Origin of the sequence: Arthrobacter agilis (genome assembly GCF_002953615.1) — a bacterium.
Taxonomy (GTDB): domain Bacteria; phylum Actinomycetota; class Actinomycetes; order Actinomycetales; family Micrococcaceae; genus Arthrobacter_D; species Arthrobacter_D agilis_B.
Map to the genome: position 1 here is coordinate 1655377 of NZ_CP024915.1, position 11602 is coordinate 1666978.

Genomic DNA, 11602 nt, shown 5'->3' on the forward strand with positions numbered 1-11602 from the left:
GGGTCCTGGGCGAACTTGCGCAGCTCGGCGACGAGGGCGCGCAGCGTGACCGGTCGCAGGACCTCGGTCCGTGCCCGCTCGGCGGTGCCGGGAGGAAGCGGATCCAGGACGTCGAGGAACTGGGACGGCTGCTCGTCCTGGGACGCGACCGCGCAGCACACCAGCTCCTGGGTGGCGCGGGACACGGCGAGGGAGAAGGTGCGCAACTCGTCGAAACGGATGTCCTGCAGCAGGGACACGGGGTCCCGGTTGCTCCGGAACGACTCGCCGTAGTCGAGCAGCGCGCGCAGCTCACCGGATCCGAGGAGCTCGCCGCGCAGCCTGAGGTTCGGCCAGACACCGTCCTGCACACCGGCGACGATCACGAGGGGCCAGTGACGACCGGCCGCACTCGCGGGCGTGAGCACCGACACCGAGGCCTGGCGGGTGGTGCGCTGCGCGAGGGTGTCCATGGGAATGTCCTGGCTGAGGATGTAGTCGAGGAACAGGCCCGGATCCGCACCCGGCATCTGTTCGACGAAGCGTTCCGCCGTGTGGAACAGGGCCATCATCGCGTCCAGGTCCCGATCGGCGCGCGTCGACGACGGGCCCTCCGACAGGGCCGCGCCCGACCACTGCTGTGCGAGGCCGGAGGCCGACCAGAGCGCCCACAGGACGGTCTCCGGATCGCTCCCGGGATCGGCGGCCGCCGCCCTCCCCGCGTCCAGCATCCGGTGCAGGCGCCGCACGGGGGCACCCTCGGAGGGCAGCGCGGCGATCTCCTCGGGCGAGGCGAACAGGGCTGTCAGGAGCTCGTCGCTCGTGCGGCCCCCGCCCTGCTGCAGTTCCGTACGCCGCAGGACCTGGCGGAGGCGTCGGAGGTCCAGGCTGCCCGCGCCGCCGATACGCGACGTGAGCAGCGAGATGCACAGCTCGGTGTCGAGCTCACCGCGTCCCACGACCACCGCGTACAGGTCCAGCAGCGGACGGACGGCGGGTTCCTCCCGGATGGCCGTCTCCGCCGCGGGCACGTTGACGGCGATGCCCTGCGCCGTCAGGAAGCGCTGCACCGCGGACACCTGTGCGCCGTTCCGGACGATGACGGCGATGTCGTCGAGGCTGCGTCCGCCGAACAGATGGGCCTCGAGCACCCGCTGCGTGACGAAGCGCTGCTCGTGGAAGGCGCTGTCGAGCACATGGGCGGACACCGTCGGGCCGGGCGCCCCGCGCCCCGCCGTCACGTCGTCGGGCGCGGCGTCCTGGCGTGGATGCTGCCGGGCGTCCGCGTCCGCGTCGGCGTCCTCCGGCCGGTGCGGATGGGACCGGTAGGCGGTGCTCACGCCCGTGGTCGAGATGCGCGCGGCGACATTGCTCCAGGCCTCGGCCAGCCGGCCGTGCAGCGTGAGCGACGCGGGCAGGGTCACCGTCGTCAGGCCGCCGCCCCGCCGGAAGAGCGTGGAGAGACGCCCGGTCAGTTCGGGACGGGCTCCGCGGAAGCCCTGTGCCACGGTGTCGGGGCAGGAGGTGACGACGACGTCCTTTCCCGCTCCGATGAGGCCCAGCAGTGCGTGGACGGCGGGATTCGCCTCCTGGTAGTCGTCGACGAGCACGAGCTGCAGGCGTCTGCGCTCCCTGTCGAGGAAGTCGCGGTCGGTCTCGAGGAGCGCCCGTGCCGCCGTGAGGATTCCCGCCGGGTCGAAGGCCTCGGGCATGCGGAGGTCGAGGACGTCGCGGTATTCGCGGTACAGCGCGGCCGCCGCCACCCAGTCCGGCCGGTCGAACCGCTCGCCCCAGGCCGCCAGGTCGTCGGCCGGCACGCCGTACTCGCTCACGCGGTCGAACAGGTCGCGGATCTCCTGCCGGAAGCCCCGCGTCGGCAGCGCGAGGGCCAGGCTCGCGGGCCAGGTGAGCTCGGGGGCTCCGTCGCGTCCGTGCCCCGAGAGGAGTTCCTTGATGATGAGGTCCTGCTCGGCCCCGGACAGGAGCCGGGGCGGCCTCGTGATGGCGGGGGTGCGGCCCTCGGCCCGGGCGCGGCGGATGAGATCGAAGGCGTAGGAGGCCCAGGTGCGGGCAGGGGCGGTGCTGATGCTGCGCTCGAGCTTGGCGGTCAGCTCGTCGCGGAGCCTCGTCGCGGCGGCACGCGTGGGGCCGAGGAGGAGGAGCCCCTCGGGATCCACGCGCCCCTCCCCGATCCGCAGGACCGCGAGGTCCGTGAGCAGCGAGGACTTCCCGCTCCCGGGGGCGCCGAGGACCAGGACCTGGCCGGAGACGTCCCGCAGCGACTCGAGGACGGCGTCGTAGCCGTGCGCCGGGTCCGCTGCGGGCCCGGCGACGGTAGTGCCGGAGGACGCCGTCGGGGCGTCATGGAGCGTGCTGGTCATGGTCCTAGACCATCACATCCCACGGACAATCGAGGGCATGCGCGGGGGTGTCCTGTATTACTGCCCGGCGTGGCTCAGGGACGCGCCGACAGCGGCCACCAGGGCCAGTTCCCCGACGGACGGCGACCACCGCGCACGCCCCAGGTCGACGCGGTAGTCCTCCGGGTCCGACGGCACCGACGGCACCGACAGAGGGGTGCCCTCGGCGTCGTAGCGTGCACGGGCCTCCAGTTCCAGTCCGCGGGGCGGCAGCCCTCCGGCCCGGAGGACGCGCCACCACGGGACGGCGCGGGTGCTGCGCGACAACGCCCTCCCCACCTGGCGCGGCCCGCCCGCCTCCAACAGTTCGGCGACGTCGCCGTAGGTCAGGACCATGCCCTGCGGGATCAGTTCGGCGATGCGCAGGACCGCCTCCGCGTACACCGCGGGATCACCGTGCCGGCGGTGCACAGGACCGGGGACGACGGCGTCGCTGCGGGCAGGAGCGACGCCATGGACTCGTGGCTGCATCCGCCAACCCTAGCCCGGCCCGCGGAACGGGGCGCCGGGGCCGTTTGGTCGGACCCCGCCGGTACCGTGGGGCCATGACCAGCTGGCATGAGTGTCCGAGGGCCGCCTTCGACCTCGAGACGACGGGACGGGACCCGCTGACGGCCCGGGTCGTCACCGCGACCATCGTGCTCGTCGACGGCGCCGGGGAGGTGCTCGAGCACCACGAGTGGCTGGCGGATCCGGGCATCGAGATCCCGGACGACGCCGCTGCGATCCACGGGGTCACGACGGCCCACGCCCGGGCGAACGGCCTGCCCGCCGCCGAGGTGGTCCGCGGCATCGCCGCGGTCCTCGCCCGGCTCTTCACCGCCGGCGTGCCCGTCCTCGCCTTCAACGCGCGGTACGACTTCACGGTGCTCGCGCAGGAGGGCCGCCGCCACGCCGTGGCGGTCCCCCCTCCCATGCCGGTGATCGATCCGTTCATCCTGGACAAGCAGGCGGATCGTTACCGGCGCGGCAAACGGACGCTGACGGCGCTCTGCGAGCACTACGGCATCCGGTTCGAGAACGCCCACACCTCCGCGGCCGACGTCCTCGCGACGCTGCAGGTGGCGAGGGTCCTCGCCGAACGGTACGCCTTCCTGCGCCGGCCCGCCGTTGAGCTCCACACTGCGCTGATCGGCTGGGCCGAACGTCAGGCCGCCGGCTTCGAGGAGTACCTGCGCCGGACGGAACCGACCGCGGTGATCGAACGGGCCTGGCCGGTCGTCGAGCCCGACGTACCCGGCGTCGAGCCTGCCGGACACGCTGTCGGACCCGCCATCGAGACTGTCCGGCCCGCCGACGCCGCGACTCCGCCGCTGCATCCGGTGGCCACTCCCGCCTGACCGCCCGGCTAGTCGACCGGGACGGCCTCGGCTGCCGCCCGCGCCGCCGCGGGAAGCGCAGCGTGGATGCGCTCCATCGCCGCGTCGTCGTGCGCCGCGGAGAGGAACCAGGCCTCGTACACCGAGGGCGGCAGGTACACGCCGGAGTCGAGCATGGAGTGGAAGAACGGCCCGTAGCGGAACACCTCCTGTCCCTGCGCGTCGGCGTAGTTCCACACGCCGTGCTCGGCGGTGCCGAACGCGACGCTGAAGAGGTTCCCCGCCCGCTGGATCGAGTGGTCGACGCCGGCCTTCGACAGTTCCGCCGACAGGGCGTCGCCCACCTCGAGCGAGCGGGCGTCGACGTGCCGGTAGACGTCCTGCGTGGCCGCCGTGAGGGTGGCGACGCCTGCCGCCATGGCGATCGGGTTGCCGGACAGGGTGCCGGCCTGGTAGACCGGGCCGATCGGAGCGAGGTAGTTCATCACGTCCGCGCGACCGCCGAGCGCCGCCGCGGGGATGCCGCCGCCGATCACCTTGCCGAAGGTCAGCAGGTCGGGCGTCCACGGGTGCTCCGCGTCGTCCGCCCCTCCGGTGAGCTTCCAGTAGCCACCGGCATGCGTGCGGAATCCGGTCATGACCTCGTCCACGATGAACAGGGCCCCGTGCTCGGAGGTGATGCGGCTGAGGAAGGCGTTGAAACCGGGAGCCGGGGTCACGACCCCCATGTTCGCGGGGGCCGCTTCCGTGATGACGGCGGCGATACGCTCGCCGTGCGTGCGGAATGCCTCCTCGACGGCCTCGACGTCGTTGTAGGGCAGGACGAGGGTCTCCGCCGTCGTGGCCTCCGTGACACCGGCCGAACCGGGCAGCGCGAGGGTCGCCACGCCGGAACCGGCGGACGCGAGGAGGCTGTCCACGTGCCCGTGGTAGCACCCGGCGAACTTCACGATCAGGTTGCGCGACGTGAAGCCGCGCGCCAGGCGTACCGCCGTCATGGTGGCCTCGGTACCGGTGGACACCATGCGCAGGAGTTCGACGGCGGGCACGCGTTCCTTCACCAGCTGGGCGAGGTCCGCCTCGGCGGGCGTCGAGGCACCGAAGGTGAGTCCGTGGTCGACGGCGCGATGGACGGCCGCGATGACGTCCGGGTGGGAATGCCCGAGCAGGGCCGGTCCCCACGAGCAGACGAGGTCCACGTACTCCGTGCCGTCGGCGTCGGTGACGTAGGCCCCGTGGGCGTCGACGAGGAAGCGCGGGGTACCGCCGACGGACCCGAAGGCCCGCACGGGCGAATTGACGCCGCCGGGCATGAGGGCGCGGGCGCGTTCGTACAGGTTCTCAGAAGTCGTCATGACGGTCCTTGGCTGGTTCTAGTGGTCGGTCTCGTCGAGCCAGAGCGCGAGCTCCGAGGCCCAGTAGGTGAGGATCATCTGTGCGCCGGCGCGCTTGATGCCGAGCACGGACTCCTCGATGGCGCGGCGGCGGTCGATCCAGCCGTTGGCGGCCGCGGCCTCGATCATCGCGTACTCCCCCGAGATCTGGTAGGCGGCGACGGGGACGGGCGACATCTCTGCGACGTCGGCCAGGATGTCCAGGTAGCTCATGGCCGGTTTGACCATCACCATGTCGGCGCCCTCCTCGAGGTCGAGCTCGACCTCGAGGATCGCTTCCCGGCGGTTCGCCGCGTCCATCTGGTAGGTCCGGCGGTCACCCGTGAGCTGGGAGTCGACGGCCTCGCGGAACGGTCCGTAGAACGCGGAGGCGTACTTCGCCGCGTAGGCGAGCACCGCGGTGTCCTGGTGCCCGGCCTCGTCGAGCGCCTGGCGGATGACGGCCACCTGGCCGTCCATCATGCCCGACGGGCCGAGGACATGCGCACCGGCCCTCGCCTGCTCCACGGCCATCTGCGCATAGAGTCCGAGCGTCGCGTCGTTGTCCACGGAGCCGTCGGCCGCGAGGACGCCGCAGTGCCCGTGATCCGTGAACTCGTCGAGGCACACGTCACTCATCACGACGAGGGCGTCGCCCACCTCGGAGCGGACATCCGCGATCGCGCGGTTCAGGACGCCGTCCGGGTCGATGCCCGCGCTGCCCGTCGCATCACGGTGCGCGGGGATGCCGAAGAGCATGATGCCGCCGACGCCGCGCTCCACGGCTTCCGACGCCGCGCGCCTGAGGGAGTCCGTGGTGTGCTGCACCACGCCGGGCATGGACAGGATGGGAACAGGCTCGTCGAGTCCTTCCCGGATGAAGGCGGGCAGGATCAGCTCGGACGGATGGACACGGTACTCGGCGACCATGCGTCGCATGGCCGGCGTCGAGCGCAGCCTCCGCGGGCGGTGCTGGGGGAAACTCATGGCTGATCTCCGTTCAGTGGTGCGGGTGCAGGTAGGTGGGTTCGGCCCGGGAGAAGGCCTCCCGGACGGCCCGGGCGATCCCCTGCGGTGTGGGTTCCGCCGCCGTCGCTCCCGGCTCCCAGCCCTGCGCGCGCAGGGCTGCGGCCGTCGTGCGCCCGATGGCGACCGGGAAGAAGGCGAGTGGCCCGCTCCCCAGCTTTTCATGGAACTGCCGGACCGTGCTCGGCGCCGTGAAGACGACGGCGGGGTGGACAGCATCGGCGGCCAGCGCGGCGAGATCCCGACGGGACAGCAGGGGCGGCTGCACTCCCGGCTCCTGGATCGCCGGGACCCGCCGCGCCGCGTCGGCGGGGTAGGGCACGGTGCGGTAGGCCTCCACACGACGGACTGCCCAGCCGCGTCCGGCGAGGCCGGCCTGCAGGTCCCCCGGGGCGAGGTCCCCCTGTGGCACGAGCACCGCGCCGGTACCGTGCGGGAACTCCCCCAGCAGGCCGGCCGACGACGCGTCCCGCGGCACCAGGTGGACCTCGATGTCGTAGTCCGCCAGCAGGCGCGCGGTGGTCGAGCCGACGGCGGCGACCCTCGTACCGCCCGCGCGGACCAGCTCCGGGAGGGACGTGGGCCCGGACGCCGCGACGAGCTCGAGCGCCCGGACGGCGTTCCCGCTGGTCACGACCAGCCACTCGTACGCCCCCCTGCCGAGCGCACCCAGTTCCGCGGCGACGGCAGCGACGTCCGCGGGCAGTTCGGTGTCGGTCAGTGGCAGGGCGAACACACGCAGGCCCGCCGCGCGGAGCGCATCGGCGATCCGGGCGGACCGCTCGGGGTGCCGGAGGATGATCACCGACGGGAGCGCCCGATCGTGGGTCATGCGGGCCTAGCTGTTCAGCGGCGCGATGTCGGCTGCGCCGGCGGCCAGCAGCTCCTCTGCGAGTTCGAGCCCGAGCCGCGCGGCGGCCACGGCGTCCGTCGCGGGTGCCGAGCGCGTGAGCCGGAGGATCGACCGGCCGTCGAGGCTGCACACCACGGCCTCCAGCGCGAGCTCGTCGCCGCGGAGGTGTGCGAGGGCGCCGATGGGTGCCGCGCAGCCTGCCTCGAGCTGCAGCAGGACCGCGCGCTCCGCGGTCACCGCGAGCCGGGTCGGCAGGTGGTCGTAGTCCGCGAGGGCTCCGCGCAGCTCGGGTGTCGGCTCCGACTCGCGGCACTCGACCGCGAGGGCGCCCTGGCCGGGCGCGGGCAGCATGACGTCGGTGTCGATCAACTCCGTGATGGCGTCCTGGCGTCCCAGCCTCCGCAGTCCTGCCGCGGCGAGGACGACGGCGTCGAGGTCACCGGGCGCACCGATCACGAGTCCGGCGACGCGTCCGAGGCGCGTGTCGACGTTCCCGCGGATGTCGACGACCTCGAGCCCCGGCCGCGCCGACCGCAGCTGCGCGGCGCGCCGCGGGGAACCGGTGCCCACGCGTGCGCCGTCGGGAAGAGTGGCGAGCGTCAGTCCGTCCCGTGCGCACAGGGCGTCACGGACGTCCTCACGCTCGGGCACCGAGGCCACGGTGAGCCCTGGAGCCGGGAGCGTGGGCAGATCCTTGAGCGAGTGCACGGCGATGTCGCACCGCTCCTCGAGCAGTGCGTCCCGGAGGGCGGCGACGAAGACGCCGGTGCCGCCGATCTGCGAGAGCGACCCCTTGGAGACGTCCCCTTCCGTGCGGACGCGGACGAGGTCGTAGGGCAGGCCTGCGAGGTCCGAGACCCGCTCCGCGACCGTCGTCGTCTGCGTCATCGCCAGGGCGCTGCCCCGCGTCCCGACCCGGATGTGCCCGGTCATTCGGTACCGGGGTTGGGCAGCGGCGTCCCCACGGTGGAGTCGACCGCCGCGATGGTCGGCTTCTCGCCGCGGCGGTTGGCACAGCAGTTCGGTCGGCAGACGTCGTACCAGGGGCCGAGGGCGGTCGCCGACGGGCGGTCGGCGATGTTGTTGTCGATGGTCCGCTCGAGGATCAGGTCGACAAGGCCCTCGACGAACTTCCGGTGCGTGCCCGGGGTGGGCACGCGATCGGCGACGATCCCGAGTTCACCGCAGGTCTCCATCGCCTCGGTGTCGAGGTCCCACGCCACCTCCATGTGGTCGGAGACGAATCCGAGCGGGACGATGACGGCCCCGCGCGTCCCGTTCTCGTAGCGGTCCCGGAGGGCGTCGCTGATGTCCGGCTCGAGCCACGGGATGTGCGGTGCACCCGAGCGGGACTGGTAGACCAGCGACCATTCGACCCCCTCGGACTCCGGGATCCTGTCCAGCACGGCCTGGGCGGTCGCGAGGTGCTGCGCCACGTAGGCGCCTTCCTCGTGGGCCGGGCCGCCCTCCCCGTTGCGGGGTCCTGCCGCCTCGGCGTCGCCCATGGGGATCGAGTGGGTGGAGAACATGATGTGCACGGGCGCGTCCGGCGTGCCCTGTTCGGCGAGTCCTGCACGGACCGTGGCGAGCCCGGCCGCCACGCCCTCGACGAAGGGCTCCACGAACCCGGGGTGGTCGAAGTACTGCCGGACCTTGTCCACCTCCAGCCGTCCCTCGAGGCCGGTCTTCACGAGGGCCATCCCGAGGTCCTCACGGTACTGGCGGCAGCTCGAGTAGCAGGAGTAGGCGCTCGTGGTGACGGCGAGCACCTTGCGGTGGCCGGCGTCGTAGGCCTCCTGCAGCGTGTCCGCGATGAAGGGCTCCCAGTTGCGGTTGCCCCAGTAGACGGGCAGGTCGATCCCGCGCCGGCGCAGTTCCGCCTCCATGGCGGCGCGGAGCGCGCGGTTCTGGCTGTTGATGGGGCTGACCCCGCCGAAGGCGCGGTAGTGGTGCGAGACCTCCTCGAGGCGCTCGTCCGGGATGCCGCGGCCGCGCGTGACGTTCCGCAGGAAGGGGATGACGTCGTCCTGCCCCTCGGGACCGCCGAAGGAGGCGAGCACGACGGCGTCGTACGCCTTGGGGGCCATGCGCCCGTCCGCGTCGACCCCGTCGAGTGGGTTGAAAGCCTGTGTCGTCACTTGAGCACCTCTGCTATCTCGTCGTGGTGGATCCGCCGGCCCGTGTAGAAGGGCACTTCCTCGCGGACGTGGCGGCGTGCTTCCGTCTCCCGGAGGTACCGCATGAGGTCCACGAGGTCCACGAGTTCGGGAGCCTCGAGTGCCAGGATCCATTCGTAGTCGTTGAGGGCGAAGGATGAGACCGTGTTGGAGATCACCTGGGGGTACTTGCGGCCCTTCATGCCGTGGTCCGTCAGCATCTCGCGGCGCTCCTCGGTGGGGAGGATGTACCACTCGTAGGACCGGACGAACGGGTACACGCAGACCCATTCGGCCGGCGCCACCCCGCGGGAGAAGGCCGGACTGTGGGACTTCGAGAACTCGGCGTCGCGGTGGACCCCCATCGCCGACCACACCATGGAGGTCCCGGCGAACGTCCCGGTGCGGCGGAGCCTGCGGATCGCGGCCTGCAGCGCCTCGGGACGGGGGCCGTGCAGCCAGACCAGGATGTCGGCGTCGGCGCGCATGGCCGAGACGTCGTAGAAACCGCGGAGCACCACGCCGTCCTCCTCGAAGGAGGCGAGGACCTCCTCAAGGGGGGTGCCGGAATCCGTCGTCGCGGTTCCCCGCCGGAAGACGGTCCAGAGTGTGTAGAACAGCTCACCGGGGGCGTCGGCGCCCTCCCCGGTCTGCTGTGGAGCGTGGACGGGCCTGCTACCGGTTAGCTCAGTCATGGTACTAGTTTGCCCCCTGCCCGGAGACGATCCGAAATCCTCTTCTTCTACACGCGGTAGAAGCGAGGAATGTCACATCGGGGCGTCGGGAGCGGCCTCATCGAGGGCGTCGGCGAGCACGCCGGCGCGCGCCCTGGCATCGTCGATCACGGCGACGAGGCCCGTCCCGGCGAGCCAGCCGCCCGTGACGGCGAGGGATTCCGACTGGTCGGCGACGAGCGCACGGATGCGTGCCAAGCGCTCCCGGTGACCCACGGAGGCGTGGGGCAGGGCACCGGCCCAGCGCACCACGTCCCAGTCGAGCACATCCGCCTCCTGCATCGGGACGCCGAGCAGGGACGAGGCGTCGGCGAGCGCGTGGCGGTAGAGGGCATCGTCCGGCGTGGCCAGTCCGACATCGGCCGGGGTGTCCCCCACGCGTCCGTAGGACAGCCGGAGCACGTGCGAGCCGGGTCCGGCCTGGTCGCGCAGCCACGCCCACTTGGCGGTCGCGTGCGTCAGCGCCTTGGCGGCGACTCCCTCCACGCCGCGGGCCACCAGCACACCGGTGCCGCGCGGGCGGGCGTCGAGTTCGGGGACGTCGACGATCAGCGTGACCAGGGCGACGCCCGGCACCGGGTCCGGCCGCTCGCCGGCCACCGCAGGGATGGCCGGACCGAGGAGGTCGACGGCGGCACGGCCCTCGGTCGCGACGAGGACGCCGTCGGCCGGGATCCGTCGCGCAAGGATCGAGTGTTCCGTCGTCACGGTCCACGCCGCGCCCGAGCGGGTGATCGCCGTGACCTGCTCGCCGGTGCGCAGGTCGGCGCCGGCAGCGACGAGTTCCGCCACGAGGGCGTCGCGGAGCTGCGCGATGCCTCCGGCGAGACCGCCGACCGCGGCACCGGCCGGCGCCGCCTGCCGCAGGGCTCCGGCCGCCGCTCCCAGGGAGCCGAGGCGACCCATGGTGGCGCGCAGCCCGGGTGCCACGGAGTCGACGTCGAGGTCGTCGGGGTCCGCCGAGAACACGCCGCCGGCAACGGGGGCCACGAGGCGGGTGAGGACCTCATCCCCCATCCGGGTGCGGACGAGCTCACCGAGGCTGACCCTGGTGCGGGTCGCGAGCGGGCCCACCGGCAGCACCCTGTCGAGGGCTGCCCGGAGGGCGCCGGCCCGGCCGATCACCGCGGTGACGGAGGGATCCGACGGATCCGCGGGAATGCCGAGCACCCCGGAGCTGGGGAGCGGCTGCGCCGAGGCCGCGAGGTCCTTGCCGGGGAGCTGCACCCAGGCGCCGGTCGCGTCGGGGGCCACGATGCGGTCGCCCAGCCCGAGTTCCTCGGCGAGCGAGGGCACGGTGGCGGAGCGGGTGGAGAAGGATTCGGCACCGCTGTCCAGTTGGAGACCGCCGAGCACGCGTCCGTCCACGGTCCCTCCGAAACGGCCGGACCGCTCGAGCAGGGTGACGTGGAAGCCCCGCTGCAGGAGCGTGCGGGCGCCCACGAGGCCGGCCATGCCCCCGCCGATCACGACGACGGTCCGGCGCCGCGGGACCCGCTCCTGCGCCATCGGGTCCCCGTGCGGCCCGGCAGCCCCGTCGCGGTCCCCGCGCCTCGTCATGCCTACGGCTCCACGGAGTGGACGAGCTCGACGACGCGCGTCAGGACGTCCGGGTCCGTCTCCGGCGGGACCCCGTGCCCGAGATTCACCACGTGGCCCGGAGCCGACGAACCGGCCTCGAGCACGTCGCGGACGTGCTGCTCCAGGACGGGCCAGGGTGCGGGGAGCAGGGCCGGGTCGAT

11 protein-coding genes are annotated in these 11602 nt (G+C 72.8%); 1 reads left to right on the forward strand and 10 read right to left on the reverse strand.

Annotated elements, in window-relative coordinates:
• Positions 1–2360, reverse strand: a 2360-nt coding sequence (locus CVO76_RS07915) for an ATP-dependent helicase (protein ID WP_208741577.1), incomplete at its 3' end; no start/stop codon positions are given.
• Between the two features lie 57 nt (positions 2361–2417).
• A complete protein-coding gene (locus tag CVO76_RS07920) occupies positions 2418–2870 on the reverse strand; it encodes an MGMT family protein (protein WP_208741578.1) in 453 nt (150 codons plus the stop codon).
• Positions 2871–2944: 74 nt separating this feature from the next.
• Here CVO76_RS07920 and CVO76_RS07925 point away from each other — a divergent pair, with 74 nt between their 5' ends.
• Complete coding sequence (locus CVO76_RS07925; protein WP_208741579.1) at positions 2945–3739, forward strand: 3'-5' exonuclease; 795 nt, start codon at positions 2945–2947, stop codon at positions 3737–3739.
• Positions 3740–3747: 8 nt separating this feature from the next.
• Here the strand turns inward: CVO76_RS07925 and hemL are convergent, their stop codons facing one another.
• The 8 genes from hemL to CVO76_RS07965 all read right to left on the reverse strand — a co-directional run.
• Positions 3748–5073 (reverse strand): glutamate-1-semialdehyde 2,1-aminomutase, encoded by a 1326-nt coding sequence (gene hemL, locus CVO76_RS07930; RefSeq protein WP_208741580.1) that lies wholly within the window; start codon positions 5071–5073, stop codon positions 3748–3750.
• Positions 5074–5091: 18 nt separating this feature from the next.
• On the reverse strand, positions 5092–6078 hold the full coding sequence (hemB, locus tag CVO76_RS07935; RefSeq protein WP_208741581.1) for a porphobilinogen synthase: 987 nt from the start codon (positions 6076–6078) through the stop codon (positions 5092–5094).
• A gap of 13 nt (positions 6079–6091) precedes the next feature.
• Positions 6092–6949 carry a uroporphyrinogen-III synthase gene (locus CVO76_RS07940; RefSeq protein ID WP_208741582.1) on the reverse strand — a complete coding sequence of 286 codons (858 nt, stop codon included), beginning with the start codon at positions 6947–6949 and terminating at the stop codon, positions 6092–6094.
• Between the two features lie 6 nt (positions 6950–6955).
• A complete protein-coding gene (hemC, locus tag CVO76_RS07945) occupies positions 6956–7903 on the reverse strand; it encodes a hydroxymethylbilane synthase (protein WP_133080970.1) in 948 nt (315 codons plus the stop codon).
• Positions 7900–9057, reverse strand: coding sequence for a ferrochelatase (locus CVO76_RS07950; RefSeq protein WP_208741747.1), 1158 nt, complete (start codon positions 9055–9057; stop codon positions 7900–7902). Before CVO76_RS07950 ends, hemC begins: the two co-directional genes overlap by 4 nt.
• A gap of 47 nt (positions 9058–9104) precedes the next feature.
• The gene (gene hemQ / locus CVO76_RS07955; RefSeq protein WP_208741583.1) at positions 9105–9821 is read right to left on the reverse strand and encodes a hydrogen peroxide-dependent heme synthase; all 717 of its coding nucleotides are present in this window, start codon (positions 9819–9821) and stop codon (positions 9105–9107) included.
• 72 nt (positions 9822–9893) lie between these two features.
• Entirely contained in the window at positions 9894–11420 is a 1527-nt protein-coding gene (gene hemG, locus CVO76_RS07960) for a protoporphyrinogen oxidase (protein WP_347876232.1), read from the reverse strand.
• A gap of 2 nt (positions 11421–11422) precedes the next feature.
• The coding region (locus CVO76_RS07965; protein ID WP_279628607.1) for a uroporphyrinogen decarboxylase family protein at positions 11423–11602 on the reverse strand (180 nt) is incomplete at its 5' end.